This is a genomic window from Paenibacillus albidus, from assembly GCF_014644435.1.
GTDB lineage: Bacteria > Bacillota > Bacilli > Paenibacillales > Paenibacillaceae > Paenibacillus_AQ > Paenibacillus_AQ albidus.
On record NZ_BMKR01000050.1, the window covers coordinates 16640 to 42714 of the forward strand.

General features: G+C 51.1%; 29 protein-coding genes and 1 pseudogene. 19 read left to right on the forward strand and 11 right to left on the reverse strand.

Annotated elements, in window-relative coordinates; genetic code table 11:
- The first annotated feature begins 115 nt into the window (after positions 1-115).
- Together IEY53_RS31585 and IEY53_RS31590 are read left to right on the forward strand one after the other, a co-directional pair.
- Positions 116-3607: a PAS domain S-box protein gene (locus IEY53_RS31585; protein WP_189031906.1), complete on the forward strand. Its 3492-nt coding sequence runs from the start codon at positions 116-118 to the stop codon at positions 3605-3607.
- A gap of 679 nt (positions 3608-4286) precedes the next feature.
- Entirely contained in the window at positions 4287-4688 is a 402-nt protein-coding gene (locus IEY53_RS31590; RefSeq protein WP_189031907.1) for a NusG domain II-containing protein, read from the forward strand.
- Here IEY53_RS31590 and IEY53_RS31595 read toward each other — a convergent pair.
- From IEY53_RS31595 to IEY53_RS31605, 3 genes are read right to left on the reverse strand one after another with little or no spacing between them, the layout of a single operon-like run.
- Positions 4681-5565, reverse strand: coding sequence for a TIGR03943 family putative permease subunit (locus IEY53_RS31595; protein ID WP_189031908.1), 885 nt, complete (start codon positions 5563-5565; stop codon positions 4681-4683). The genes IEY53_RS31590 and IEY53_RS31595 overlap by 8 nt on opposite strands.
- Before the next feature lie 33 nt (positions 5566-5598).
- Positions 5599-6633, reverse strand: coding sequence for a permease (locus IEY53_RS31600; RefSeq protein ID WP_189031909.1), 1035 nt, complete (start codon positions 6631-6633; stop codon positions 5599-5601).
- Entirely contained in the window at positions 6590-7615 is a 1026-nt protein-coding gene (locus tag IEY53_RS31605; protein ID WP_189031911.1) for a CobW family GTP-binding protein, read from the reverse strand. The genes IEY53_RS31600 and IEY53_RS31605 overlap by 44 nt, the downstream gene beginning before the upstream one ends.
- Positions 7616-7827: 212 nt before the next feature.
- On the opposite strand from IEY53_RS31605, the gene rpmG reads away from it, so the two are divergent.
- Genes rpmG through rpsN form a run of 3 tightly spaced genes read left to right on the forward strand, consistent with a single transcriptional unit; the run spans position 7828 to position 9563 of the window.
- Positions 7828-7977 carry a 50S ribosomal protein L33 gene (gene rpmG / locus IEY53_RS31610; RefSeq protein WP_189031912.1) on the forward strand — a complete coding sequence of 50 codons (150 nt, stop codon included), beginning with the start codon at positions 7828-7830 and terminating at the stop codon, positions 7975-7977.
- A gap of 48 nt (positions 7978-8025) precedes the next feature.
- Positions 8026-9234, forward strand: coding sequence for a GTP-binding protein (locus tag IEY53_RS31615; RefSeq protein ID WP_189031914.1), 1209 nt, complete (start codon positions 8026-8028; stop codon positions 9232-9234).
- Positions 9235-9293: 59 nt separating this feature from the next.
- A complete protein-coding gene (gene rpsN, locus IEY53_RS31620; protein WP_189031916.1) occupies positions 9294-9563 on the forward strand; it encodes a 30S ribosomal protein S14 in 270 nt (89 codons plus the stop codon).
- 211 nt (positions 9564-9774) lie between these two features.
- Here rpsN and IEY53_RS31625 read toward each other — a convergent pair whose 3' ends face one another.
- The 5 genes from IEY53_RS31625 to IEY53_RS31645 all read right to left on the reverse strand — a co-directional run bounded on the left by IEY53_RS31625 (position 9775) and on the right by IEY53_RS31645 (position 14051).
- Complete coding sequence (locus IEY53_RS31625; protein ID WP_189031918.1) at positions 9775-10578, reverse strand: undecaprenyl-diphosphate phosphatase; 804 nt, start codon at positions 10576-10578, stop codon at positions 9775-9777.
- Positions 10578-11315, reverse strand: a complete 738-nt coding sequence (locus tag IEY53_RS31630; protein WP_189031920.1) for an ABC transporter permease — start codon at positions 11313-11315, stop codon at positions 10578-10580. Before IEY53_RS31630 ends, IEY53_RS31625 begins: the two co-directional genes overlap by 1 nt.
- On the reverse strand, positions 11308-12228 hold the full coding sequence (locus IEY53_RS31635) for an ABC transporter ATP-binding protein (protein ID WP_189031922.1): 921 nt from the start codon (positions 12226-12228) through the stop codon (positions 11308-11310). Before IEY53_RS31635 ends, IEY53_RS31630 begins: the two co-directional genes overlap by 8 nt.
- 75 nt (positions 12229-12303) lie before the next feature.
- Positions 12304-13344 carry a sensor histidine kinase gene (locus IEY53_RS31640; protein ID WP_189031924.1) on the reverse strand — a complete coding sequence of 347 codons (1041 nt, stop codon included), beginning with the start codon at positions 13342-13344 and terminating at the stop codon, positions 12304-12306.
- Positions 13341-14051 (reverse strand): response regulator transcription factor, encoded by a 711-nt coding sequence (locus IEY53_RS31645; protein WP_189031926.1) that lies wholly within the window; start codon positions 14049-14051, stop codon positions 13341-13343. Before IEY53_RS31645 ends, IEY53_RS31640 begins: the two co-directional genes overlap by 4 nt.
- A 144-nt stretch (positions 14052-14195) precedes the next feature.
- Here IEY53_RS31645 and IEY53_RS31650 point away from each other — a divergent pair, with 144 nt between their 5' ends.
- On the forward strand, positions 14196-14615 hold the full coding sequence (locus tag IEY53_RS31650; RefSeq protein WP_189031928.1) for a DUF6157 family protein: 420 nt from the start codon (positions 14196-14198) through the stop codon (positions 14613-14615).
- Between the two features lie 41 nt (positions 14616-14656).
- Complete coding sequence (locus IEY53_RS31655) at positions 14657-15298, forward strand: class I SAM-dependent methyltransferase (protein ID WP_189031930.1); 642 nt, start codon at positions 14657-14659, stop codon at positions 15296-15298.
- Here IEY53_RS31655 and IEY53_RS31660 read toward each other — a convergent pair.
- Positions 15295-16101: an MBL fold metallo-hydrolase gene (locus tag IEY53_RS31660; protein WP_189031932.1), complete on the reverse strand. Its 807-nt coding sequence runs from the start codon at positions 16099-16101 to the stop codon at positions 15295-15297. The genes IEY53_RS31655 and IEY53_RS31660 overlap by 4 nt on opposite strands.
- Positions 16102-16219: 118 nt before the next feature.
- Positions 16220-16804: a helix-turn-helix domain-containing protein gene (locus tag IEY53_RS31665; RefSeq protein WP_189031934.1), complete on the reverse strand. Its 585-nt coding sequence runs from the start codon at positions 16802-16804 to the stop codon at positions 16220-16222.
- Between the two features lie 246 nt (positions 16805-17050).
- Here IEY53_RS31665 and IEY53_RS31670 point away from each other — a divergent pair, with 246 nt between their 5' ends.
- The 9 genes from IEY53_RS31670 to IEY53_RS31710 all read left to right on the forward strand — a co-directional run bounded on the left by IEY53_RS31670 (position 17051) and on the right by IEY53_RS31710 (position 23443).
- Entirely contained in the window at positions 17051-17338 is a 288-nt protein-coding gene (locus tag IEY53_RS31670; RefSeq protein ID WP_189031936.1) for a Dabb family protein, read from the forward strand.
- 207 nt (positions 17339-17545) lie between these two features.
- On the forward strand, positions 17546-17989 hold the full coding sequence (locus tag IEY53_RS31675; RefSeq protein WP_189031938.1) for a DUF86 domain-containing protein: 444 nt from the start codon (positions 17546-17548) through the stop codon (positions 17987-17989).
- A 67-nt stretch (positions 17990-18056) separates the two neighbouring features.
- Positions 18057-18722, forward strand: a complete 666-nt coding sequence (locus tag IEY53_RS31680; protein WP_229696450.1) for a helix-turn-helix transcriptional regulator — start codon at positions 18057-18059, stop codon at positions 18720-18722.
- Positions 18723-18818: 96 nt separating this feature from the next.
- Positions 18819-19250 (forward strand): YtxH domain-containing protein, encoded by a 432-nt coding sequence (locus IEY53_RS31685; RefSeq protein WP_189031940.1) that lies wholly within the window; start codon positions 18819-18821, stop codon positions 19248-19250.
- A 184-nt stretch (positions 19251-19434) separates the two neighbouring features.
- On the forward strand, positions 19435-20241 hold the full coding sequence (racE, locus tag IEY53_RS31690; protein ID WP_308424272.1) for a glutamate racemase: 807 nt from the start codon (positions 19435-19437) through the stop codon (positions 20239-20241).
- A gap of 916 nt (positions 20242-21157) precedes the next feature.
- Positions 21158-22372, forward strand: coding sequence for a M14 family metallopeptidase (locus IEY53_RS31695; protein ID WP_189031944.1), 1215 nt, complete (start codon positions 21158-21160; stop codon positions 22370-22372).
- A gap of 103 nt (positions 22373-22475) precedes the next feature.
- Positions 22476-22727 (forward strand): hypothetical protein, encoded by a 252-nt coding sequence (locus tag IEY53_RS31700; RefSeq protein WP_189031946.1) that lies wholly within the window; start codon positions 22476-22478, stop codon positions 22725-22727.
- A gap of 126 nt (positions 22728-22853) precedes the next feature.
- Positions 22854-23156, forward strand: coding sequence for a HesB/IscA family protein (locus IEY53_RS31705; protein WP_189031948.1), 303 nt, complete (start codon positions 22854-22856; stop codon positions 23154-23156).
- A 41-nt stretch (positions 23157-23197) separates the two neighbouring features.
- Complete coding sequence (locus IEY53_RS31710) at positions 23198-23443, forward strand: YuzB family protein (protein WP_189031950.1); 246 nt, start codon at positions 23198-23200, stop codon at positions 23441-23443.
- 62 nt (positions 23444-23505) lie between these two features.
- Here IEY53_RS31710 and IEY53_RS35805 read toward each other — a convergent pair.
- Positions 23506-23712 (reverse strand): annotated as a pseudogene (locus IEY53_RS35805) (transposase); the annotation flags it as partial.
- Positions 23713-23964: 252 nt separating this feature from the next.
- On the opposite strand from IEY53_RS35805, the gene IEY53_RS35505 reads away from it, so the two are divergent.
- From IEY53_RS35505 to IEY53_RS31725, 3 genes are all read left to right on the forward strand, one after another.
- Positions 23965-24237: a hypothetical protein gene (locus IEY53_RS35505; RefSeq protein WP_229696452.1), complete on the forward strand. Its 273-nt coding sequence runs from the start codon at positions 23965-23967 to the stop codon at positions 24235-24237.
- A complete protein-coding gene (locus IEY53_RS35510) occupies positions 24227-24520 on the forward strand; it encodes a DinB family protein (protein ID WP_229696453.1) in 294 nt (97 codons plus the stop codon). Before IEY53_RS35505 ends, IEY53_RS35510 begins: the two co-directional genes overlap by 11 nt.
- Positions 24521-25056: 536 nt before the next feature.
- Entirely contained in the window at positions 25057-25512 is a 456-nt protein-coding gene (locus IEY53_RS31725) for an 8-oxo-dGTP diphosphatase (RefSeq protein ID WP_189031952.1), read from the forward strand.
- Positions 25513-26075: the final 563 nt, after the last annotated feature.

Below are 26075 nucleotides of genomic sequence, written 5' to 3' on the forward strand. Positions count from 1 at the left end.
GGGTCCTCTTCTTCTTCCAGTGGCAAACTGGTACTTCATACTTAAAGCATATTATCCGAAAAAAAGGTATACTGATAATAATTATGTTCCATTTTTTCCAGGGGAGGCTCCACCAGTGTCTGACTTTATTTTTGAACAGCTGTATCTGCGGTCATCCATCGGGTTTGCGGTAGTCTCAACGACGGACGGGGCTATGGCCCAGGCCAATCCGGCACTTTGCGAGATGTTCGGTTATACGGAAGCGGAGCTTATGCAGAAACGTTATCTGGATGTGGCCCACCCCGAAGACAAGCATACGGCTGACCATCAAATCATTATGAACTATTTACTTAAACGGCCGGGAGCCTCGGTCGATAAAGAGAAGCGGTTTCTGCACAAGGATGGACATGTGCTGTGGATCGCTGTGCATGTCTTTCTTATTTTTCGCGAGGATACCCGCGAACCCCTGTATTTAATTGCAGAAATGACGGATATAACGGACCGGAAGCTGGCGGAGCAGAAGGTCATTGACAATAAATATTTGTACGATTTAATTACCAAGAATACTCCCGATATGATCTCATTTGGCGATCCGGATGGCACTCTGCATTATGTATCTCCGTCGGTCGAGAAGCTGCTTGGGTATCCGGCCGAGGAGATGATCGGCCATAAGCGTCCCGATTATTATCATGTTGAGGACGCCGCAGCCATGCTCAGGGAAGGTACGCTTTATTCGGATACCGATGTCTTCACCCGCAGGGTAAGGCATAAAGATGGACATTTTTTATGGATAGAAAGCTCCTTTCAGATCTTGCGGGGCAGTGACGGTGAAGTGGAGAAGGTGCTGACCCTTGCCCGTGATGTGACAGACCGGAAGAAATACGAGGATATGCTGGCCAAAGCGCAAAGCCTGGTCCAGATGGGCTCCTGGGAATGGGAGGTGGCGAACAAACGCCTGACGGCTTCCAAGGAAATGCGTTCTATCTTTGGTTTTACCGAGGATTCCAGCAATCATATGATCTATGATCATGAACTTATCATTGCCCGGATCGAGCCGGAAGATTGCCAGCGTGTTCTGGATGCTTTGCGAGATACGCTGGACAAGGGGACAGCCGGCGATGCTGTTTTCCGCATCTGGACAACGGACGGCACCATGAAATATATAGATGCCCACTGGGAAGTCATCACCGATGAATCGGGCAGAATCCTTCAGATCAGCGGTGTAGTCCAGGATGTGACGAAGCAGCACCGGATGGAGGAGCAGCTCCGTGAGAGTGAGCGGAACTATCGCCTGATTTCGGAGAATTCGCTGGATTTTATCTCCCGCAATGCTTCCGACGAACATGCAACCTATTTATATGCTTCTCCTATTTGTGTATCTATGTTTGGCTACACCCCCGAGGAGTTGGCCGGAACCCGGGGATTGGATTATGTTCATCCCGAGGATGCAGGCAGGGTAAGGACCTATTTGCAGCGGAACAGGCAAGGCGAGAAGCTTGAGCCGGTGGTATTCCGTTTTCTCCGTAAAGACGGGTCGTATATCTGGGTAGAAACGAAGCTAAGGTATATTTATAACGCAGATGGCGAGATTCAGGAGCTGGTTTGCGTGACCCGCGACATTGCTGAACGCAAGCAGTACGAAATGAAGCTGCAGGAGAGCGAGAACCGCTACAAATCGATGTTTGAATACAATCCTTCAGCCATCAGCGCCATGGATTTGCAGGGACGGACTCTTTCCGTTAATACCAGTCTAGAGCATTTGACCGGATATTCCCGCGAGAGCCTGCTGCTGTCAGGCTACGACGAGATTATTGATCTGGAGGAGCTGGATCATGTCAATGAACGCTTCAGAAGTGCTGCGAGCGGGCTGGCCCAGACCTTTGAGAGCCGGTTGATTCACCGGGAAGGGCATCTGGTAGAGGTAAGTGTTATCTATGTCCCGATCATGATGAACAACGAAGTTGTGGGTGTATTTGGCATTACCAGCGATATTACCGAACGCAAACGTCATCTGAACCAGATTGAAAAGCTCAGCTATGAGCATGCGCTCATTCTGAACTCGGTGTCGGAGGGGATTTTTGGCATGGATCTGGAAGGTGCAACCATGTTTATTAATCCTGCAGCTGCGGTAATGCTGGGCTACGATCCGCGGGAACCGGGAGAATGGTCTGCGGGAAGCAAGCTGTTAACGATCCAGCAGACCTGGCTAGACGGGGAGCAGCAAGCAGGAACCGGCAGAACGCTGATCCAGTCGCTGTCCGAGAACCTGTCCTATGAAGAAAAGGAAGGGGTATTCTGGAGACAGGATGGCTCAAGCTTTTTGGTGAAATACCGCATGACGCCGCTTTTTGACAATGGCGAACGCAAAGGTGCGGTAGTAGTGTTCCGTGACATTACCGAGGAGAAGGCCATCATGCATGCCAAGGAATCCGCCGAAGAGGCGGACCGGGCCAAATCGGAATTCCTGGCGATTATGAGCCATGAGCTGCGTACACCGATGAACGGCATCATCGGAATGGCCGATTTGCTCTCAGGCACCGAACTGAATGAGGAACAGCATTACTACACTCATATTATTAACAAAAGCGGAGAAGCGCTGCTGCATATCCTGAACGAGGTGCTGGATTTCAGCAAAATCGAAGCAGGGATGATGACGCTGGAGCTGCAGATCGTGGATCTCCGTCATATGATGGAGAGCGTCATTGAAGTGTTTTATCCCAAAGTGAAAGATAAGGGACTTGTGCTGAACAGTGTAATTGACCCCGCGCTTCCGCAGGTAATGGTAACCGATGAGGCCAGATTGCGCCAGATTCTGGTGAATCTGATCGGAAATGCGGTGAAGTTCACGGAGGAAGGCGAGATAGGCATCACAGTAGATCAAGTGTCCTCGCCTGTGGCAGGCACGCTGACTGTTAAATTTACAGTCAAAGATACAGGGATTGGCATCCCGCTGACCAGCCAGAGCTTGCTCTTCCAATCCTTCTCCCAGCTCCATCCCTCCATCAACCGGAAATACGGCGGAACCGGACTGGGGCTGGCCATCAGCAAAAAGCTGGTGGAGCTGCTGGGAGGCGCGATTGGTGTGAACAGCGAGGAGGGAGCAGGAGCGGAGTTCTACTTCACGGTCCAGGTGACCTTGCCCGGTGAGGAGCTGAGCATAGAACAGGAGCTGGTACAGGCTTATGAGCAGGCGGCTGCCAGTGAAGAGCCTGTTTCCGATTCTGCTGACCCGGATGTAGACGGTGGGAAATATGGTCCGCTGTCCATCCTGATTGCCGAAGATCATCCGGTGAACCGGCAGCTGCTCCAGGCTTATCTGAAGAAAAGGGGCTACTCGGCCGACGAAGCCCATAATGGGGAGGAGGCGGTGGAGGCCGTGCTCGCCAAAGAATATGATCTGGTCTTTATGGACATTCAAATGCCAATTCTGGACGGGATTGAAGCCACGGGCCAAATCCGTGAACAGCTGGGGCTTTCACCGGCGATTGTGGCCGTGACTGCTTTTGCCAGGGATGTGGACAAGGAAATGTGCCTCAAGGCCGGGATGCAGGACTTCATTTCCAAGCCGATTCCCACCAAGGAATTGGACCGGGTGCTGCGCGAAGCGGTTGCCCGTATCCGCCGATAAAAATAAGGGGGCTAGTCTGTGCCGAAGCGGTGAGATCCGTTTTGGCACAGCCTTTTTTTGTCGTTTAGGAATTATGCAAGGCCAAAAAATGTGGATATCTTGGAAGCTTGAGATGAAATAGGCGGTGCAGGAGGATGGGGCTCCATCAGCGGAGTGAAGCGGACAGAGAAGACCCTATTTTGCGAAAAAGTCTGCTTTCCTGGCGAATTCGGACTCAGAAGCCGTTATATCGTTCGTTTGAGCCTAGAATGAGGGGAGATGGGACCATTAGCGGAATCTCTGTCCGTTTGTCCTGCTGAATAGACGAATCCTCTCCAATAAGGGATTTCCTGTCCGCATCAGCCGCGGATAGATCATGAAGGGACCTCATCGTGTCCGCAGAGGGACCCACGCAAAATCGCACCGTCAACAATACATGTCCTAACCACCTATATGGGCGAGAGTTGTGCACGTTGTACAACAATGTGAGTTCTATGCAAGACAAATGACGATAATCTTGTCTATTGTACAACAATCCGGGCCTCGTAAGCTCCGAGTTGTTATTCACCCGCCAGGGTGATTATGTTCAGGAAATGCAGGGATTGACACAAGTGGACCAGCTAACCTATATTTAAATAGATCGTAATTATTACGTTTAGATTCAGAACTCTATCATGTATTGAACAGGAAGGTAATCTTATTGCAAACCATAAAACGCGGGGACTATATTATCGTCCTGCTGGTGCTGCTGGTGGCTGGTTCCATAGTTGGCCTCAAATGGTTCAATAACCACAATGAACATTATCAGCAGGGGGATCTGAAGGCACGGATAACCATTAATGGCCAAGAGTACAAGACAGTGACGCTGACCCGGGAAGAACAAGTCATTGATATCAAGACCGGGTTCGGACATAACACCCTTAAGGTATTTGATTATGGCATCCAGATGACCTATTCCGATGCACCGCTCAGAATCGCACTGGAAATGGGCTTTATCTCCAAACCAAGGCAGCAGATTATCTGTATTCCCGCCCGGCTTATGGTGGAAGTGTTCAATCCCGGCAGCAGCGGCGGGGATGACGAGCTGGATGCCATTATTTAGCCATCTTCGCCGCTTCCTGTGCGGCCAGCAGCTGGTGCCAGGCAGCGATTGAATCGGGACTGGTATAAATGTAAGGTGTGGACGGCGCAGATACCGGTGTTACGGAGACCGCCTTGATCCGTATCACTTCCTGCCCTTGATAGTCAGCGATTTGAAGCTTGCCACGAACCTCTACCCAGGTATCGTTCGGCAGGCTTATTGTCGTATCAGCTTCTACCAGCATGCCAAAAGGGGTCGCATCAGCCGTGCAGCACTGCACCAGAAATCTGCTGACAGCAAAGGATGCGGGGTCCGTGTGGGTACCGTCCCTGTAAAGAAAGCCGGTTACAGCGATATCCTTACCCTCGAACTGCTGTTTGTATCTGTCTATGGCTCCGAAGGTCTCGGAGAAAATAGCCGGATATACTGGGATTACAGGCTGGGCATAGAGCTGCCTGGCGAGTTCGGCGAATTCCTGCTGATACGGGTCAGAGGTATCAAAGGCAGAAGCTTCCGGGTGACCATCGCCCAGATTGGACAAAATGATTCCTTTTTTGTCAGCGGCCAGGCTTCCCAAGGCTTGGTCTGGGAGCAGGAAACCGAGCAGCAGCGGAAAGAGAAATAAACTATACAGCGCTGTACTTTTTACAAAAGAACGGGGAAGGCGGTGCTCGCAGTCACATAGGGCGCTGCCCTTGCCGTAAAAGGCCTGGACGGCAAGAGCGAGCGCCATCAGCGCAAGCGGCACCGGACAAAGCCTGACCCAACGCGCCAGCTTCGGCGCAATATAGTAATGAAGGGTGTCCTGCTGTGCCAGATGTGCGATATACAGGGCAAAGGCAAGCAGAAGGGCGGCTCTTAACAGATAGTGCAGCCGGATCACCCGGGCTTCAGACATGCTTGTACCTCCTCTGCTTGAAATTTCTCCCGGTCATAACCATACCGACATCAGGACCGAACCGACAAACACGCATGCCAAAATCAGAAAGAACAAATAAAGGGCAAATTTGGTCTTGAACAACGAAAGCAGCATCAACGAATTTTTGAAATCAAGCATGGGACCCAGCACCATAAAGGCGAGCAGGGAACCTGCAGGGAAGGTATGCAGAAAGGTTGCGGCTACGAATGCATCGGAAGTGGAGCACAGCGACAGCACAAAAGCCAGTCCCATCATAAATACATAGGCGCCCAGCGGCCGGTCGAAAGCGGCGGCGAGACTTTCCCGCACCATAAAAGTCTGAATGGCCGATGTCAAAAGACAGCCGATAATCAGATATTTTCCCATTTCAAAAAATTCATCCGCGGTATGCACAAACACGGCCGTCAGCTTTCCTCCGCGTGTATCCTGCCGGTGTGTCTCTTCGTTCAAGGACTTGATGGACAGGCGGAGAGGCGATTTTCTAACGGTGACATAGATGATCAGACCAATTAGGCAGGCTACGATAAAAGCCAGGCCCATCCGTGCATACACCAGCTCAGGATGGGTTCGGAAGGCGGTCAGGGTGGCCCCGTACACCACGGGATTCACTATCGGGCCGGAGAGAATAAATACAATGGCCACATATACAGGCATCCCCTTGTGGATCAGGCGGCGGACCAGTGGAATCATACCGCATTCACAGACAGGGAAGAGGATGCCGAGCAGACAGGCAAAAAGCAGGGCCGGAACCGGCCGCCGCGGAATCCAGCGCGAGATGAGCGCATCCGGTATAAATACGCTGAGCAGCGAAGAAAGCAGTGCCCCCAGAAGGACAAACGGCATAGCCTCCAGTAAAATGCCGATAAAAGAAGCTTTGAAGCTCCCCAGATAGGTGTTGTCCAGAAGAGCGGTCAATTCAGGCAGCCAGAACACCAGGGCGACTACTAAAAAGGCGGCAGGCAGGAGCAGCGGCAGGATTCTGAATGGGGTTAAGCCGGCCACGTCAAGTAAAAAGAGCAGACCATCGCTCAGTGAGCAACGCCTCATTCAAATTCATACCGATAAAAACGACATAAGGCTGGCCCGGATAACGTGAGTCTTCCCAGAGAGTCCGGAGTCCGGCATATTGCACCAGCTGGACCGCATCCTCTTGAGGCAGCCGCACATGTCCCTTGGCCCGCAGCAGGCTGCCGTCCCATTCTGCAAAAAATTGCTCAAGCTGTTCTTTTGTCAAACTCCATCCCTTGCCTGGCGGAAAGGTAAGCGTTATGGCGGTAACCTGGGAATAGGAAGCGGCCGGTTCCTCCTGCGGCTCTTTTACCGCTACCGCCCCCTCTTCGTGAGATGTTTTGCGTAATGCACCACTCTTGAAGGTTTGGTAGGCTCTCTGCGGGGAAGCGGCAGAACGGTTCCGCGGGAGGATTCCTGCCAGCAAGGGGGTTAGGTTGATTTCACTATAATGTGTGAAGACGAGTTCGGCTTCGTTATTGTGCTTGCGGACTATTTTCTCAATTCTCCATAACGTATCGGGTTCAACGAGATCGCTTTTGTTGACAACGATAAGATGGGCGGCGGTAAGCTGTTTGTGCAGGGTACGGACAAGCTGCTTGTCGGCCGAGAAGCGGCTGTTATATTCGAGCGCATTCTCTGCATCGAGCACTGTAATTGCACTGTGCAGCATCACTTGTTCCCGCAAAGGGGCCGCCTCCAGCGTTCTGATGATTTCCTCCGGATTAGCCACGCCGGTAAGCTCGATGTAAATGGCGTCCGGACTGCGCTTAAGCAGCTGGACCAGAGCGCCTGCCAGCTCTTCTTTTCGGCTGCAGCATACGCATCCGTCCAGCAGTTTCTCCACACGTGCTCCTGTATGCTCTTGCAGGATATATCCGTCCACATCCCGTTTGCCCAGCTCATTCATCACCACCCCGGGATGGAGTCCTCTTTCCGTGCTTTCCTTCAGGATAGACAACAGCAAGGTCGTCTTCCCGCTTCCCAAAAATCCGCTCAGGATGATAACCGGTATTCTCATATTCAACACTCCCGCCGTATTCTTTGTAAAAGACAATGACTTAAAATGCAAGACTCATAGTTTCATATATCCATCTATACGTAGCTGTCCCGCAGGAAAGAACCTGAAACTTAGCGGCGGCAAAAAAAATGGCGAAGGCAGTTGACACCCCGGCAATAAAAAGGGTAGAATGTGTAAATCGTAATAATTACGAATAAAAGGAGCTGGAAACTATGAGAGTCATCATCACCCTGGCCTGTACTGAAACCGGAGACCGCAACTACACCACAACCAAAAACAAACGGACACATCCTGGCCGGATGGAAATGAAGAAATATTGTCCACGTCTGAAACGAGTAACTTTACACCGCGAAACCCGTTAAGGGCAGGCCGGTTCCGATTCTAAATCTAAAAGGCAAGGGGTCATTCAAATGAATAAAATTCCCGTTACTGTACTCAGCGGCTACCTGGGTTCCGGTAAAACGACGTTGTTAAATCATATCCTGCACAATCGCGAGGGTCTGAAGGTAGCCGTCATTGTAAATGACATGAGCGAAGTCAATGTGGATGCAAATCTGGTGAAGGCGGGCAATACCTTGTCCAGAACCGAGGAGCGGCTGGTGGAGATGTCGAATGGCTGCATCTGCTGCACTCTTCGCGATGATCTCATTGTCGAGGTGCAGAAGCTGACAGCAGAAGGGCGCTTTGATTATATTCTGATCGAGTCCTCAGGCATCAGCGAACCGGTTCCGGTTGCGCAGACCTTCACCTATGACAACCCGGAGCTGGATATTGATCTGACCTCGCTGGCCCGGCTGGACACCCTGGTCACGGTAGTGGATGCGAACCGCTTCTGGCATGATTTTGCTTCCGGGGACAGTCTGCTGGAACGCGGACAGGTCGCAGGTGAGGATGACACCCGTGATATTGTGGATCTGCTGATCGACCAGATTGAGACCTGTGATGTGCTGCTGCTGAACAAATGCGATCTCGTAGAAGAGCAGGAGCTCGGCAAGCTGGAAGCCGTTCTGCGGAAGCTTCAGCCTACGGCCAAATTCATCCGCACGGTGAACGGAGTGGTTGACCCGAAGGAGATACTGAATACGGGGCTGTTTGATTTCGAGAAGACAAGCATGTCTTCGGGCTGGATTGCGGAGCTGAGCAAGGATGGGCATACCCCCGAGACAGAGGAATATGGCATCAGCTCTTTGGTCTACCGCAAGAGAATACCGTTCCATCCGCAGAGGTTGAGCAACTTCTTCAGCAACTGGCCGGAAGAGGTCGTCCGGGCGAAAGGTGTGGCATGGGTCGCAGCCAAAGGCGATCTGGCCGCGACCTTGAGCCAGGCGGGGCCATCCATTCAGTTCGGCCCTGCCGGCTACTGGCTGGCCACTCTGCCGAAGCAGCAGCAGCTGGAAGTGCTGGACAGCGAGCCCGAGGTTAAGGCCAGATGGGATGAACAGTGGGGCGACCGCCAAACGGAGCTTGTCTTCATCGGCATAGGCTTGGACCGTGCAGCCATTGAAGCAAGACTGGACCGCTGCCTGCTGACCGCGGAAGAAATGACACTCAATTGGGACAGCTTCAATAATCCGCTGCCATGGCCGTCAGAGGAGCAGCTCGCGGAGGCACACGCCTAGGCACGGATGGAACGATCTAAGAAAGTAAAGAAAGAAAGAAAGAAGGGAGGAATGGCATCATGGCCAAAAAGTCGAAAGTCGTAAAAGAGCTGAAGCGGCAGGAACTGGCCGCGAAATACGCAGAGCAAAGAAAAGAATTAAAGGCCAAAGGCGATTATATGGCGCTCCAGAAGCTGCCGCGTGATTCCTCTGCCACCCGTCAAAAAAACAGATGCCAGGTCACCGGGCGACCGAGAGGATATCTGAGCAAATTCAAGGTCTCCCGGATCGTATTCCGCGAGCTGGCCCTGAGAGGACAAATACCGGGCATCACCAAAGCAAGCTGGTAATGTGAACTGTAAAGAATTTAGAAACCGTCCAGACACAGCAGAGCAGCGATTCCCCGATATCTGGAGAATCGCTGCTCTGTTTTTATGTTTCTATCTCCACGTCAGAACAACGGTTTGTTCGTTCGCGGAGCGTCCGCACCAAGTACACGCGCCAATCCTACTCCAAACAACAAGGACTGGCCCAAGCAGCCATTTCATCGTCTTTCGTTGTCTACATCATGACAATGAAATAGAACAGAGCGGCAAGGACGAAGCGGTAAAGCGCGAACCATTCCAGTCCCAGCCGCTTAATCAGCTTCAGAAATGTAATGACTGCAATCATAGCCACGACAAAGGCGGCAACAAACCCAATCAGAAACAAGACGAGGTCATCGGAGGTTAAAGAATTACGGCTGTCGTACAAATCCAGCAGGGTGGCCCCGAACATCACCGGAACGGAGATCAGAAAGGTGAAGTCGGCAGCCGCTTTCTGGCTGGTTCCCAGCAGCATTCCCCCGGAGATGGTTGAGCCGGATCTGGAGAAGCCGGGCCATAATGAGAAGCACTGGAACAGCCCGATGCCAAAAGCTTGCTTATAGGTAATGTCATCGGTTTCTTCGGCAGTCACCTTACGGCGGGAACGGGCAGCAATAATCAGCAGGACGCCGCCGACAATTAAGCCGATCAGAACGGGGCCCGGACCGAACAGCGTACCTTTAATGAAATCCTTGCAGGCCAGATACACAATCAGGGCAGGAAGCATGGCAATGATCATATGAATGGCATTCAGCTTTTTTTTGGCGGAGAAATTAAAAGCCAGCAGATCCTTCAGCAGGGTCATATATCTTTTCCAATACAGCATGAGCAAGGCCAGCACCGCTCCCAGCTGAATGACAATCTTGAAGGTATCGGCAGCATCTCCCTCGTAGCCAAGCAGGTGGCCGACAAGGATCAGGTGCCCTGTTGAAGAAATGGGCAGGAATTCGGCCAGGCCTTCTACTATACCGAGCAGGAGAGCACAAAGGATTTCGTACATTAATGGATATCCACCTTTCTGAAATAGATGAGGGCAGTAATGAAGCAAATAAGCGCTGTACTTCCAATGATGAGATAGGAGACCCATGCCGGGTATGTAGACATAAGTGTACCGTTCGAGATATCGAAAGCGGCGGCCCAGGGCACCAGCCCTCTATGCTCGGAATTGAAGGCCAGCACATTGACCAGGTTGATTACGAGTGCGGCAATAATGGTAGGGACATAATTTTTCATTACCAGCGTGATCAGGATAATAGGGGTGGACAATATGAACATAAACAAACCCGCAATGAAATATTGAACCAGGGTTTTGCCGAGAAGTGCGCTGCTCAGTCCTTCGAATTGACCGATCCAGCCGAATACAATAGTCAGTACCCAGGCGACTCCGGTCAGCAGCAGAATCCAGAGCAGCAGCAACAGCATTTTGCTCAGGAGCAGCTGGGTGCGGGAGACAGGAATCGTCAGCAGATTCTTCAGGGTATCCTCCACATACTCGCGGTTGAACAGATAGGCTGTAACGACACTGTACAAGGGAACGCCGATCAGCAGAATCGTATACATGCTGGTGTTGTAGAATAGAACATCGAACCCGGCGACTTCCTCGGCCGGTCTGGTGTTTTTGCTGATATAAAAAGCCAGCACGACCATCAAGGGGGCAAACGCCGCTCCGATAACACTGAGCAGCACCATCTTGGAGCGTTTCAGTTTCAGCAGCTCGGCAGCCAGCAGATTAACCAATGGTGCCACCTCCTACCAGTCTCGTGAAATAATCTTCCAGCCGGTCCTCACTCATCACAATTTTGAGAACCTCGATCCTATGCTGCACCAGCATTTTATTGATCTGTCCCTGCTGGCCCAGGTGGGAATAGATCCGGATGTTTCCGCCGCCATGGACTTCATAGTCGGCAATGCCGCATTCTTTTTCCAGCAGCATCACTGCTTTGTGTTCTTCGGTTACCTGGAATTCCAGGTAGTTGCGGCTCAGGGTCCGGAGTCTGTCCAGGGAGATTTCCTCCAGCAGCTTGCCCTCGTGGATAATGCCCATCCGGTCCGCGAGCTGCTCAATTTCGGATAAAATATGGCTGGAAATCAGGATGGTGATCTTTCGCTCCTGCGCAAGCATTGTAATCAGACGGCGCATTTCCTTGATGCCGATCGGGTCGAGTCCGTTGGTGGGCTCGTCCAGAATGAGCAGCTCGGGATAATGCAGGAGCGCCCGGGCAATGCCCAGCCTCTGCTTCATCCCAAGCGAATACTTGCCCACCAGCTTTTGAGTTTCGTGCTGCAGGCTGACGATTTCAAGGGCTTCCTCCATGGCGTTTTTTTTGTGAATGCCCATAATTCTGGCATTGATCTGCAGATTCTCACGGGCTGTCAGATTCTCATAGAATCCCGGAACTTCTACAATGGAGCCGATTCTGCGCAGAATCTCTTTCTTATGTGTAAAAAAGTTCTCGCCAAAGATCTCAATTTGCCCATGCGTAGGTTTAATGAGTCCCAGCAGCATGCGGATCGTCGTCGTTTTGCCGGCCCCGTTGCGCCCGAGAAAGCCGTAAATCTCACCCGGGCACACGTTCATATTCACCTGGTCGACCGACAGCTGATGGCCGTACTTCTTGGTCAGCCCGGTTGTCCTGATGACCATACTCATGGAAAGTTCCTCGCTTTCGTTCTTCGGATAAGCTTCATTATAAGAAAGCGGGTTTAACCTGAGCTTATCTATTTCTTAACTGTTTCTTAATTGTCGGCTGTCATCGTGTTTTTGAAAAGAAAGACCAAATTCTGTCTTCTCCCAGGGGATGCTGTCTACGCGGATCCGGCCGCCGTTCTTCTGAACGAGGGCCTTGGCAATCGCCAGGCCAAGCCCGCTGCCGCCGTGGCCCGCCTGTCTTCCCTGGTCGCCGCGGTAGCTCCGCTGAAAGATATGTATAAGCTCCGGCTGGGAAATGCCGGGTCCACGATCCCAAATCAGCAGCTCCCAGTCCTGATGTTTATCTTCAAGCCCGACGCCCAGCACTCCGCCTTCATGCCCATACAGCAATGCATTTTTGATGATATTGTTGATGATTCTGGCCAGGCTCGCCCGATCTGCCATAATCATGCAAGGCGCCTCGGGAATATGAAGCTGCAGCTTCATGGCTTGACTGTCCAGCTCAGGCAGGAAGCCGATGAGCGTCTCGCGTGCGATTTCGGCGAGATCCACAGCTTCGGGAGACAGCGGCAGTTCGTCTGCGTCCAGCTTGGCCATCGTGAACAGGTCTTCAATTAATACCTTCAGTCCTTTGGACTTTACGGAAAGGATATCAAGGTAGTGTTGTTTTTCCTGATCAGAGCCGGCTATATTGTCTTTTATGGCATCGACATAACCGATGATTGAGGTAAGCGGTGTACGGATATCATGGGAGATGCTGGACAGAAGAGTTTTGCGTGCGGCCTGGGACCGGGCTGCTTCCACCTGGACTTGTTCCAGCACTTCCATTAGCTCATTGATCGTGAACAACACTTCATTCCAGCTGTGGTCTTCATTGGCGAGCAGCCGCATCTTCATATTGCCGTTCACCGCACGGCGCAGCTCCGCAGCCAGCTTCTGAAGCTGGCTGCGGGAATGAAGAGCGGACAGGATCAGCAGGCCCGTGACACCAGCCAGTGAGCCCAGCAGACACCACCACAGCAGCGGTGAGCTGTTGCTCTCTGCATAGAACAGGGCAAGAATGGCAGTAAGCAGGAGCTGGAGGCTGAGAAGAAGGATTTGTTTGGTCGGATTCATTCTTTTTCACCCGAGAACTTGTAGCCTATGCCCCAAACCGTCTGGATGAACTGGGGATCGGAGGGATCGGCTTCGATTTTTTTGCGGAGCTTGCGGATATGTACCATAACCGTATTGTCGTCTTCAATGTAACTGCTGTCCCATACGCCCCGGAAGAGCTGGGTTTTGGTAAACACCTGCTCCGGAGAGGAGGCCATAAATTTAAGCAACTCAAACTCCTTGGCGGTCAAGGCAATTTCCCTGCCACAGGCCTCTACAGAATAGCTTTTCAGATCCAGGCGCAGCCCCTTGAACACAATTTGGTCCGGAGTCTGCGGGTGGGTTCCGCTGCTGCCCAGAACCAGATATCTTCTCATAAGCGCCTTTACCCGGGCAATGACCTCATGAATGCTGAACGGCTTGGTCATATAATCGTCGGCCCCGATGCTCAGTCCCAGGATTTTATCGACCTCCTGCTCTTTGGCTGTCAGCATCAGAATCGGAATATTGGACTGATTGCGGAGCTGGCGGCAGACTTCGATCCCGTCCACCTTCGGCATCATTAGATCCAGAATAACTAGGCTGTAGGCATTCCTGTGAAATAGGCGCAGCGCTTCCTCGCCGTCTGCTGCGGTATCAACAAGATACAGCTCGCGTTCCAGATATTTTTTGAGCAATTCCCGAATTTCCCGTTCATCCTCGGCGATAAGCACCCGCTGGTCGTTCATGAATGTCCATCTCCTTCTGCAGATTTCGTGTATTCTACTTATCCACTACCGAATCTACAGAAATATATCATAATTAGTAATTTCAGTTCAATGTCGATATCATAAGAGTAGAAACTTTAGCATTCTGTGAAGGAGTTGATAGAAATGAGTTATACGAACACCTTTGTTCGTGTCGCTGAAGATTGTCCGGCAGAGACCGGGACGCCCCCGATGTCCTGTCGTACGCTCCCGCCCGCACATGTTATTGCGTATGAGCTGTTGAGCACCCACCCCTACCAATACAATCATGAAGAGCTGCTGTATGAGGTGCATGTGCGGCATAAGCAGATCCCGCTGGACGAGCGGGTGAACCGGAGAGACGAGATCTGGAATGAGCTGTTTGCCAAAAAGCATCCTTGTCTGCGTGCTTCACTGCTGCCCAAAAAGTTCGGCTGGGGTGTGCATTACAACGAAAATGGGAGAATTGCATTGTTTGCCAAAGAGTCTCCCGAATACGGACGTTTCGTATCCGGTGAAACTGAAGGCGTTAAGCTGCTGAATGCGATGCGCAACAAACGGGATTGAACGGAGATCTATCCATACGGTTACAGAGTGGGGGAATTGAGATGGAGGAGCAGACGGGTCTAGCGGAATACTGGAGCCGAAGATTTGCACAGGAAGGAATGATATGGGGCAGCGAGGCCAGCCCTACGGCCGATTGGGCCAGGAGGTTATTCCGGCAGCACCGGCTGGGCAGCGTACTGGTGCCGGGAGCGGGATACGGCCGGAATACCAAGGTATTCTCCGCAGAGTTTCAGACGTACGGGATTGAATTAAGCAGAGAAGCCCTCGACCTGGCGGCCGAGTGGGACCCCGGGACCCATTTTATTGAGGGAAATGTCTTGGAGCCCATGGATCTCCAGGTGGATGCCGTCTATTGCTATGATGTGCTGCATCTGTTCCTGGAAGAGGACCGCTACAAGCTGGTCGCCCAGTGCCTGGCGGCACTGAAACCGGGCGGGCTGCTGGTGTTCACCTTCTTCTCCGACCGGGATGCGAACTGTGGCATCGGGAGAATGCTGGAACCGGGAACGTATGAATACAAAGAGGGCAAATATGCCCACTTTTTCAGCGAAGCGGATCTGCTGGCGCATTTTGCAGGGACACAGGTTATGGAGACAGGGTCCTATGTTGAAACGCTACGCAGTCCGCTAGGAGATGCCCATCAATACATACTGAGAACCATTGCGGCCCGTAAAATATCTTAAACGAATTTGCCTTGCTGCGGGATGGCCTTTTCTTTGAAGAACCTGCATAAATCGGCGAGTTGTGCGGACATCTCCGGGCCTTCCATCGGCAAGCCATGTCCTGTGAGCACGATCCGGGGGTCCAGCAAGGCCAGGTTACGGACGGATTGTTCCGCTTCCTCCCAGTCGGTCGTGAAATAAGCCGGAGGGCCGTGGATCTTCTGATGTTGTGTCACGACAGCCAGCGCCGATTCCTGCTTCACGGTAAGGAAGGCGTCGCCTGCCAGAAGCACTTTATCCCGCGCCCGGAACAGGGAAATATGGCCCGGACTGTGTCCGGGAGAATGGACCCATTTCCATTCCTCTGCGCCCGGAATGCTTCCATCTTCGGGCAGCGGCCTCACCGCTGATCCAAGATCGATCGCCCGGTGGGGATAAAGCGGAGCAGCTGCAGCCATCAGTCCGCCGCGGACAGAAGGGTCGGCTTCCGGATAATCCGTTTGGCCCGTTAGGTAAGGCAGCTCCAGCGGGTGGGCGTAGACTGGCACATTCCACTCTTCCACCAGCTCCTTGACAGTACCGACATGGTCGAAATGCCCATGGGTCAGCACGATGGACACGGGCGGTTTATCGAAACGTTCCCGGGCAAGATCCAGAATGGTGCGGCCGAATTTGCCAAGCCCGGTATCCACCAGAATCCAATCCGACGACGCAGGCAGCGAGACAAAAGCCACATTCACAAACAAGGTCCGAAGGCCCAGCACACCGGGAGCCACCTCCCAGAGAGCCGCAGGTCCGGCTGATAACAGATTATTAAGCTCCATATTGCTCCTCCTGTTTTGCTGCTGTTTTTAGCGCAAGTGGTCTTATGTAGTAGCAATGCCCTATTTCCTGAAAAAAATCAAAAGACCGTCCCCATTGCTACAGTGACGGTCTTCTGGATTATGGGGTCTCGCAATCAGCAAACAGGATATGCCGGGGAATACGGAAAAAAGTCTCGGCTTTTTCCTGCAGGGCGAGTGTCGGCAGATGGCTGTAATGCAGCCATTTACGGAACGTTCCGGGATGAATTCCGATCCAGATGCTGACATCCGTTACGGACAGGTCATAGACCATGCAGAGGCCTGTGAGTATGACATTGCAACGCGGTGAATTGTTCATGGATCTTTTCATAAAACGTGACGGTGTAGGCTGGCATAGGATCGGGCTTTGCCGCAGAAGTGCTTCATTAAACAGGACATTGGGCGGATAACCCAGCAGTCGGCAGGTTTTATCCATATTATTCTTGGAAGGAATCCGTCCTTCGTATACCCAGGCACTGACGCTGCGGGAGGATACGGAGAGATCCTCGGCCAGCCGGGAGAGCTTGATGTCCTTGGCCATCAGAATAGCCAGCAGCACACGGTTGCGGATTTGGCTGCGTTTAGGACGACGGAATCTTTTCACACGAACGCCTTGTCCAAGATATTTGCGGTTGATCAGGGACCACGCCTGGATCTTATGAGAGTCTGGTTGATTAGTAGGCATACTTCCTCCGATTGATTTGATTTCCACTTTTTTTTCTTATATGACTTTAACATTACGATAATGCTTTAGTCCAGATCAAAAGAGTGGATGGAACTTATTGTATTTCGCTGAGCCTAAAGTGGCTTCATGATGAGTTTCTGCTCTCTTAATAAATCGCTTTTGAGTAAGTTTCTTTCAGAACGTCTGGGTCTATGATATATTTTTAATAATCAATTTACAAATATGAGTTAGGGGAGCGGAGTCCAAATGATTAAACATATTGTATTTTTTAAACTGAAAGACCGGTCGGAAGAAAGTGTGGCGGCAACGGTTGCCGTACTCCGCAATATGGAGGGCAAAATTCCGCAGCTGCTCTCCATCGAGGTTGGTGCAGACATCCTTCACTCCGAGCGTTCTTTCGATATTGCACTTGTGACGGTGGTAGCTTCCCTGGAAGATTTGCAGGCGTATCAGGTGCATCCGGCGCATAAGGAAGTTATCGCCCACATTAACGAAGTGAAGGATGTTTCCTTTGCTGTTGATTATGAGCTGTAGGCTGGACTGAGATAAGGTGAAGACCATTAAATCCCTGGGGCGGTGGACGTAATGCGTGAGCTTGAATATCCGATGGAAGCGTTGACTTACATGATTGTGTTTATCGCTGCCTGTATTGTGATGTTTTTTTGGCTGAAACGGCGCGGCAAACGCGGCAAGTAGACAGAGCCTCTCTTTACTCACTACATTTTACTTGGAGGTATGGCTGTGTATTATGTGAACCGGAAACAAATAGAGAATATTCTGGGACAGATTCCCGATATCGTAACGGGTCTGCGGGCCGCGGCAGGATCTTGGGACGGCGGAACGTTAATGGGACTGGTGCAGGAACGTTCCCTGCATTTGGCGATTGAAGTGGTGACGGATGTAGGGAGCTGTCTGATCGATGGCTTCATCATGCGCGACGCAGGAAGTTATGAGGATATCATCTCTATTATTCACGAGGAAAAAGTGTTCGCAGGACCCGGCATCTATGAGAGGATGATCGAGCTGGTTGCCCTCCGCAAGCCGCTGGTGCAGGATTATTACGTCTGGGACCGCAGCAGCCTGCATTCTTTGACAACGGTGCTCCCTGAGGTGCTGGAGCATTTTGCCGCTGAGGTACGCACTTATCTGGACCAGGAATTGGGAACGGATCTGCCCACATCCTAAGGTGACGGGCTGACGGACCAAGAAGAGAGAGGTAAGGCGACAGCCGGAAAGAGAGGAGGGGCTTACGATGAAAAAGGGGCAGGAGAGCGGTACGACCAGGCAGATGATTATGACACTGCTCAAGAGGAAAGGGGCGCTGACCATCGGTGCGCTGGCGGAAGAGCTGGGGATTACCGAGATGGGCGTGCGCCGCCATGTGCTGCAGCTGGAACAGGAATCGCTTGCCAAGACCAAGGTGGTGCGGCAGGCGATGGGGCGTCCGCTGCATATCTATTCTCTGACGGAGCAGGCTGAGGATTATTTTCCAAAAAGCTACCACAATCTGGCGCTGGAGCTGCTGCGCGAGCTGGATCACGAAAGCGGAGCCGGGGCTGTGAATGTCCTGTTCGAAGGCCGCCGCCGCCGGCTGCTCGCCCAGTATGCCCCGATGATGGAGCGCGCGAGTCTGGAGGATCGGGTTGCCGAGCTGTCCTCCATACAGAATGCCGGCGGATATATGGCGGAGTGGGAGCGCGAAGCGGACGGCTCCTATGTTCTGCGGGAGTACAACTGTCCGATCCGCCAGGTAGCGTCCCAATACCGCAAAGCCTGCGAGTGCGAGCAAAGTCTGTTCGAGGAGCTGCTGGATGCCAAGGTTACACGCAGTGAATGTATGGCGGAAGGCGGCGGGTGCTGCCGATATTCCATCATGCCCAAACCCACAGACAAAACTTCGCCAAAAGGCTTAAACTGAGTCACAGGACAAACTCCTGCTGCTTATGATAAAGCAGATATAGGCATTAGCCCGGTAGGGCCGGGAGAACCGTGAACTCAAAGGAGAGATGAAACGATGAAAAAGGATACCAAAAGCTTACTGTGGGGACTCGCAGCCGGAAGTGTGATCGGATCGATAACTGCGCTGTTATTCGCCCCCAAGCCGGGTAAGGAGTTGCGCAAGGATATCGCCGAGGGGACTGCGGCCAGTCTGGAGAAGATTCAGGAGACAGCGGTCCAGGTAAGCGACAAAAGCGTCGAGATCTACGGCAAAGCTAAAGACACGGTAGAACAGGTAGTATGCGATGTCCGGGACTGGGGCAAACAGATCACCGATGCGGGCACGGAAGACAATAAGCTCGCAGTCAGCGGAATAGCCGCTGTGGAAGCTGCGGTTGCTCTGGTGAATGCCATTCGGGAAGCGGAAGATACGGCCGTGGCCGTCAGCGCCGAGCGGACTTCCGGGGGCAATACGCAGGATGATCTCAAGAAAGACGAATCCATTTAGAAATGCCGCTAGCTGCAAGGCCGCTTTCTCCGCTTACCGGCGGGGAAGCGGCTTTAATAATGTTTGGTGGCTTGAACTGAAGCGGGAAATGGAGTAATATCTGCAATTGGGGCTGAAAGCCAGGTACATTTTCTGGAGGCCTTACATAAGCTACTCAAAACAAGTAGAAGGAAGCGGTGTGTTCGTGCAGCAAGCGATAGCAATATTGGACTCAGGAGTGGGAGGCTTGACGGTGGTCAAGGAAGTGATGAGGCAGCTCCCGCGGGAGAAGATCATTTATTTCGGAGACACGGCAAGGGCCCCGTACGGACCCCGTTCGACCGAGGAAGTGAAATTGTTCACCGAACAAATTGTAGATTATCTCATTCAATTCAATCCCAAAATGATCGTGATCGCCTGCAATACGGCAACGGCGGCTGCGCTTGATTATATCTCGGCGAAGGTGTCCATCCCCGTCATCGGAGTGATTCATCCGGGTGCCCGGGCTGCAATCAGCGCCACCAAAACCGGCCAGGTCGGTGTGATTGGTACAGTAGGGACCATTGGCAGCGGGGCATACACGGCGGCTTTGCAGCAGCTCTCTCCGTTTGTACAGGTGGTCAGTCTGGCCTGTCCATCGCTTGTGCCGCTCGTTGAGCAGGGGATGTTCCGCTCGGAGGAGAGCGCGGGCGTGGTGGAAATGGAGCTTGCCGACATTAAGAACCGCCATATTGATACTTTGATTCTGGGCTGCACTCATTATCCTTTTCTGATTGAACCCATCGGCAGGTCGATGGGACCCGAAGTTAAGCTGATCAGCTCGGCGGATGAAACCGCACGGGAAATCAGCACCATTCTGTACGATAAAGGAAAGCTGGCCAGCGGGGATGAGAGCCCGATTCACCAGTTCTTTTGCAGCGGGGATGCCGAGATGTTCCAGCGAATCGCGCGTGATTGGCTGGGCGAGCAGATCAGACGTACACCTGTGGTCTGGCAGGTATCCTCGTTATAGGTGCAGACCGTTCCGAAGCGAATAGGGACAAACTGTCGGCAACGAAAGAAAGGCTAAGCCACGAGGCTGTCCCATGAGTGGATTATTCTACGAATGAGACAGTCTTTTTGATTCTAACAATCGTAACAGCAGAGCAGCGATTCCCCGTTACCCGGAGAATCGCTGCTCTGTGTTTGTAGTCTGCCCGAAGCAGAAATCCGTGAAATCCCCGGTTGCCGGCAGCTAGGAAATGAAAAGCAACGAGCGGATCGATCTGGAACGGGCGATGGAGCGAATGTGCGAAATACCGGCATGCCTTGGTGCACTGGGATGGATGATAGATGGGTGATTTCCTGGTAGTGAGCTAGTGAGCAAGTGAGCTAGTGAGCAAGTGAGCTAGTGAATAAGTAAGTAAGTAAGTAAGTAAGTAAGTAAGTAAGTAAGTAAGTAAGTAAGTAAGTAAGTCTTTGGTTTGACTGCACTTTGTGCAGCAGAACACGGGCAAACCTGGCTTTTTTTCGGTTTCGCTGCATTTTGTGCATCAGGAAAGGTAGAACGGGCCTAGATTTCGATGTTTTCGATGTTTCCGATGTACAAAATATATCAGAATGGCCTTTCGAGCCCCTCCTGGCGCATTTTGGCTGTACTAAATGCACTGAAACGCGTAGCCGGCTAAACTGGCCGCGTCAGAGAGGCATTGTTGGAAGGGGTGGCCGGCATTTTTCATAGACCAGAGGGCGTAACAAAGGCAAATGTCTACCCGTCTCGTGAGGTGTCCCAAGCAGCCATTTCCGGATTCTGAGATACCCCTTTCATGTGGGACAGAGGGGGCTGCATACAATGGAGTAGAGGGCTGTGTCCCGCTCTTCTTGTAGTGCACCTGCAGGGAAGTTAAACAATGGGACGACGGCAACTTAAGGCCGAGAGGATGAGTCATATGCAGCAATATATAACACGCAGGGGAGATACCGTCAGCCGAATTGCTGCCGTACATGGACTGACACCGGAGCATGTCATCCAGAGCAATCCCTGGGCAGGCAGACAACCGTATCTGTATCCGGGCCAGGTTCTGTTCCTGCCTTCAGCTCCCCGCAAAAGGTACGCGGTACAGGAGGGCGACGACGCGGGCCGGATAGCGGCCCTGTTCGGCATTCAAGTGGAGGCGCTGGAGCAGCTCAATCCAGGTGTGACCTCTGGCCACTGCTGCACAACAGGGAAAGTGCTGGTAATCCCTGCGTCCGGGCCGCAGCGCGTAGTCCGGCTTCGCGGCGAATATGGACCCAGGGAGCTGCAAGAGGATATCGACAAACTGATCGAAAAGTACCCCTTTATCGGCAAGGATGAAATAGGTAAAAGTGTCCTGGGTAAGCCGCTGCATGTACTGCGTATAGGTTCAGGCCTGAGACATTTGCATATCAACGCCGCTTTGCATGCCAATGAATGGCTGACCTCACCTTGTCTGATGTCTTTTATAGAGGAATATGCGGCAGCTTATGCCGCAGGCTGCACCTGGAATGGCCATGATCCCCGAGAATGGTATAACCGCTGGACGGTCTGGGCGGTCCCCATGGCCAATCCGGACGGGGTGGAGCTGGTGCAGGAGGGGGCGGCAACGGACCATCCGTATTATGAACAGCTGCGGCAATGGAATGGAGGGCGCCGCGGCTTTCGCCACTGGAAAGCCAATATCCGCGGGGTTGATTTGGGCGACCAGTTCCCGGCGCATTGGGAGGAAGAGCGTGCCCGGCGGAAGGTCGCGGGACCTGCACCACGCGATTACAGCGGTCCGGCTCCGCTGAGTGAGCCGGAAGCTGCAGCGCTTACGGCATGGGCTGAAGCGTATCCCGGCTCTGCGGCAGTTTCCCTGCACACCCAGGGGGGAGAAATTTACTGGAACTACCGTGGGTTTGAGCCGCCGGGCAGCAGGGAACTGGCTGCCCTTCTGGGTGCGGCGAGCGGCTACCGGGCGGTAGAGCTGACCGGCAGCGATGCGGGTTATAAGGATTGGTTCATCCAGGTGTTCCGCCAGCCGGGCTTTACGGTAGAGCTGGGAATCGGCAAGAATCCGCTTCCGCTGGCTGATTTTGAAGACATGGCTGTGGAAGCCGGATATATTCTTGCCTCGCTTCTCTCCAAGGAGTCAGAAAAATGAAACATTTTCAGGAAATTTGCGTAAGATAGGGCATAGGGTATGGCCGCTGTTGTCTCTATACGAATTCCGCGGCTGTGCCCTTTTTGATAAAAGGAGGGCCATCATGAAACTTAGAAAACTGCTGTCGCTCAAGCAATGGTCCCATATTTTACGCAATACCTGGCAATACGTCATTTCTCCGCAGGTGGCCATTCCGGACAAGCTGTTGTTTACCGTTCCTGTTCTGCTCTACTGGATACTGCCGGACCTGATGCCGTTTATGCCGATTGATGACATTGGGGTTACAATGCTGCTTATGGGCTGGTTCGTAGCGAGAATGGAGCGGAAATATCCCGATTTGAAGGCGAAAAGATGAAGGTTTCGCGAATTTTCACAGATCCAACCCGGACCAATTTCGTTAATATGGTTGCTTTTAGGCGCGATGTTCCTTTAAAATAAATTATTGAGTATTTAAACTATAGTGTCGGGAGATGGATTTGGGATGAACGTCAAAATTACCCGCAATGCGGCTAAAGTGATAAAGAAACAATTGGAGCTTGAAGGCAACAGCGAGCTGAAGCTTCGTGTCGCCATAACCCATGCCCACGGCGATCATGCCCACTACGGACTGGATTTGGACACGCCTAAAGAGAATGATGTGGTTGTATCCACCGACAAGGAGATCGACGTTATTCTTGAGCCGGGTCAGCCGCTGCTGGATGGTGTGAAGATTGATTATCTGTATTTTCCGCAGGAAGGTTTTGTTATAACTAATCCGTCAAAAGGAAATCATGGCGATCACTAAGCATTCGCCCCGGACTTCCGGACATAAAGAAGGGTTGTTTCATGGCTAACGATATACGAGTGTGCGATAAATGTAATTATACGAGCATGAAGAGCATCGTGCCGAAGCTGCGCAAGATGGCTCCCGACGCAGACATCAAGATTGGCTGCAAGTCCTACTGCGGACCCTGCGGCAAAAGAGCTTTTGTCTATATCAACGGCCGTTACGTCAGTGCTCCGAACGAAGAAGAAGTGCTGAAGAAAGTGGAAGCCTTCGTGAAGAAACCGGCTGCCGTCGTTCAGGAATAGAATATGACAGCCAACCTCTATTAAAATCACAAGGAAAAGTAAGCAGGGCAGCGATTCTCCCGTTATTGGAGGATCGCTGCCCTGCTTTTTTGGTTGAGAGTAGCTTGCTTTCCGAGATTGTGAGCAAGCGAATGCCATCCGGCCTCCAGGGTGACTTTCTCCATCCCTCGAAACAGAAACCGCCGGAATTCCCCTTGGTTCTTCAGTTGCCCAAATACACTTTCCGGCTCCGTCATACGCTTTACCGCAAGCGCGTAGCCTTCACGGGTATCCGTCGGTCTTGGGTGTACGCTGTAGGCTAAGATGAACTGATTTCGGTGCCGATCTGCACATTGTATCAAGGCTTCAGCTCGCTAACGGGCAGTGTAAGTATACTCCGAGTCATGATTGAGACTAAATAAGAATCATATGATCTGATAATCCAGTTTATTTGTAGACAACTATTTATAATGTCTATATAATTTATAGACAAATATAAATTTGTTTTGTTTATCTTATGTTATTTGATAAGGAGGAGAAAGGTGAGCAGAACAGGAAATCAAGAATCAGCAGACATCACTCGCAAGGCTTTGAACTTCCAGTTCCAGATATCATTGCAACTGCTGGAATACCATCTGTCTGGTCTTGAAGAGGCAGAGTATCACTGGCGTCCCGCTGAGCAGGGGTTACATATTTCTAAGATATCGGATAATTTGGTGTGCAGATTGGCCAGAATCAGAAGATTACAATATTGGTCCCGCCAGTATAGCCTGGTTAACATGGCATATTACGTTCTGGTGGTCAATGGTACTTGACTATTCATTTGGGAGTGGAACATTGAATCGAGAAGACGTAATTTGTCTCGGGAATATCCAAGAAACGAGAGGGGAATTATATGAGTTACGAAGCGAATGGGAATCAGCATTGTCTACGTTGTTGGATGATGAGTATCTTGACAGTAATCGTACAAAATGGCCGTTCGCCGAAAAGCCGTTTTATGAGTTAGCAGCATGGCTAAATCTTGAGTTGATGAAGAATGCGGCTGAATTTGGTTATTGTCGGTTCCTATACGCATCTAGATATCCTTGGAGAAATTAAATGATCAGTAACTGATGGTCATAAGAAGATACGTTATTCTGCTAACAGATCACGATAGCTCAATACATCAGCGGCAGTCTACGACTTTATTTCTAGTCCATGGCTGCCGAGACTTTATTTGTGAATGGTGCGGAAGTCCGGGCGCCGGCGTCCGGCCAACCACATGAAGGGAAATATTCTCCCGCATGGTGAATGTACAAAAGCCCCCCCCCTTTGAAATGGATGTTCCCACTTCCAGTTTACCAAAGAAGGGGTTCTTTTTTGTCTTGGCTATGTTAAACTTTGTTGATGATATTTGATTATACGAACTAATGTTCTGTAATTAGGGCAATATCACTGTTCGGAGATGATTTACCCATGGATTTAAAGGAGAGACTTGCTGATACATTGGTGAAATCATGCCTGTTTTCTGTGACCGATACGAATGACAAACTTCGGCTTTCTGCTTAACTTGTTAAACTAACGGGCAGGATAATTCAGTAAAACCGACGAATAATCTGAAAAAGGCAGTTTTCTGATAAGGGGGAAGTCTGACAGTGTCTAAGGTTACGTTGACCAATATGTGTATGATTTACGATAAAGAAGCTAATAAAGTTTTAGTTCAAGAGAGAGTTAAATCTTGGAAAGGCATTTCCTTTCCTGGAGGTCATGTGGAGGATGGGGAAAGTCTAATTGATTCTGCTATCCGAGAAGTAAGAGAAGAAACGGGATTAACGATTTCCAGCTTAGAATCTTGCGGCATTATTTATTGGTATAACGATGAAACAGGTGAAAAATTCTTTGTTTTTAACTATAGAACAGATATATTCAGCGGAGAACTGCTAGATAAAACAGAGGAAGGTCGCGTGTTTTGGATAGATAAAGATGATTTAAAGAAACTTCCTCTTTCAGAAGGAATGAGGGAACGATTGCCAATGTTTTTTGAAAAGGCATACTCAGAGGGCTTTGGTATATGGAATAAAGATAATGTAGGTCAATTAATATGGTTATAATGTATCTTGCCACAAAGGATATCAATAGTTACAAATAAAACACTTGAAGGAAACAAATCACAGAGATTGTTCAATTAACGGGAAACGATGGGTCGCGACGGGATACAAGCATGCGATGGATATTCCTTGTTTTACTTGGGGAGATGATAATCTGAAGTTATTTATTGATTGGCTAAACCGCAATCGTATACATCGATGCGAAGCCTGTAGTACTGAGCTTAGAATTTATTCATATTCCTCCGATGAGTCGCAGATTCTGTACTGTGTTGCATGTAGTGAATATTATTTTAGGGCGAGCCATAACTCTCCTATATTTAAGTATGAAGTTCCCGAGGGGCTTTTAAAGATATGGGAAATGGACCCTTATCATAGATATTACACAGGGATTCCAATTAGCGAAGCGTACGAGCCCAAGTGGATTAAACTTCTCCGTAGGTTATTAACCTAACGGGACACGATAGTTCAATATTACACATTAATGAGCAGCTACTTCGGTATCAACTTCGCTATATAGACCGCAATTAATAAACTGCCAAAGACACTCCAATCGCCAAATCGGGTAA

What these genes read in the sequence shown, in the direction of transcription:
- IEY53_RS31595 (WP_189031908.1), bottom strand. Translation starts at nt 5,565, where the DNA reads ATGTCTGAAGCCCGGGTGATCCGGCTGCACTATCTGTTAAGAGCCGCC.
- IEY53_RS31600 (WP_189031909.1), bottom strand. Translation starts at nt 6,633, where the DNA reads ATGAGGCGTTGCTCACTGAGCGATGGTCTGCTCTTTTTACTTGACGTG.
- IEY53_RS31605 (WP_189031911.1), bottom strand. Translation starts at nt 7,615, where the DNA reads ATGAGAATACCGGTTATCATCCTGAGCGGATTTTTGGGAAGCGGGAAG.
- rpmG (WP_189031912.1), top strand. Translation starts at nt 7,828, where the DNA reads ATGAGAGTCATCATCACCCTGGCCTGTACTGAAACCGGAGACCGCAAC.
- IEY53_RS31615 (WP_189031914.1), top strand. Translation starts at nt 8,026, where the DNA reads ATGAATAAAATTCCCGTTACTGTACTCAGCGGCTACCTGGGTTCCGGT.
- rpsN (WP_189031916.1), top strand. Translation starts at nt 9,294, where the DNA reads ATGGCCAAAAAGTCGAAAGTCGTAAAAGAGCTGAAGCGGCAGGAACTG.
- IEY53_RS31625 (WP_189031918.1), bottom strand. Translation starts at nt 10,578, where the DNA reads ATGTACGAAATCCTTTGTGCTCTCCTGCTCGGTATAGTAGAAGGCCTG.
- IEY53_RS31635 (WP_189031922.1), bottom strand. Translation starts at nt 12,228, where the DNA reads ATGAGTATGGTCATCAGGACAACCGGGCTGACCAAGAAGTACGGCCAT.
- IEY53_RS31640 (WP_189031924.1), bottom strand. Translation starts at nt 13,344, where the DNA reads ATGAATCCGACCAAACAAATCCTTCTTCTCAGCCTCCAGCTCCTGCTT.
- IEY53_RS31645 (WP_189031926.1), bottom strand. Translation starts at nt 14,051, where the DNA reads ATGAACGACCAGCGGGTGCTTATCGCCGAGGATGAACGGGAAATTCGG.
- IEY53_RS31650 (WP_189031928.1), top strand. Translation starts at nt 14,196, where the DNA reads ATGAGTTATACGAACACCTTTGTTCGTGTCGCTGAAGATTGTCCGGCA.
- IEY53_RS31655 (WP_189031930.1), top strand. Translation starts at nt 14,657, where the DNA reads ATGGAGGAGCAGACGGGTCTAGCGGAATACTGGAGCCGAAGATTTGCA.
- IEY53_RS31660 (WP_189031932.1), bottom strand. Translation starts at nt 16,101, where the DNA reads ATGGAGCTTAATAATCTGTTATCAGCCGGACCTGCGGCTCTCTGGGAG.
- IEY53_RS31665 (WP_189031934.1), bottom strand. Translation starts at nt 16,804, where the DNA reads ATGCCTACTAATCAACCAGACTCTCATAAGATCCAGGCGTGGTCCCTG.
- IEY53_RS31670 (WP_189031936.1), top strand. Translation starts at nt 17,051, where the DNA reads ATGATTAAACATATTGTATTTTTTAAACTGAAAGACCGGTCGGAAGAA.
- IEY53_RS31680 (WP_229696450.1), top strand. Translation starts at nt 18,057, where the DNA reads ATGAAAAAGGGGCAGGAGAGCGGTACGACCAGGCAGATGATTATGACA.
- IEY53_RS31685 (WP_189031940.1), top strand. Translation starts at nt 18,819, where the DNA reads ATGAAAAAGGATACCAAAAGCTTACTGTGGGGACTCGCAGCCGGAAGT.
- IEY53_RS31695 (WP_189031944.1), top strand. Translation starts at nt 21,158, where the DNA reads ATGCAGCAATATATAACACGCAGGGGAGATACCGTCAGCCGAATTGCT.
- IEY53_RS31700 (WP_189031946.1), top strand. Translation starts at nt 22,476, where the DNA reads ATGAAACTTAGAAAACTGCTGTCGCTCAAGCAATGGTCCCATATTTTA.
- IEY53_RS31705 (WP_189031948.1), top strand. Translation starts at nt 22,854, where the DNA reads ATGAACGTCAAAATTACCCGCAATGCGGCTAAAGTGATAAAGAAACAA.
- IEY53_RS31710 (WP_189031950.1), top strand. Translation starts at nt 23,198, where the DNA reads ATGGCTAACGATATACGAGTGTGCGATAAATGTAATTATACGAGCATG.
- IEY53_RS35510 (WP_229696453.1), top strand. Translation starts at nt 24,227, where the DNA reads ATGGTACTTGACTATTCATTTGGGAGTGGAACATTGAATCGAGAAGAC.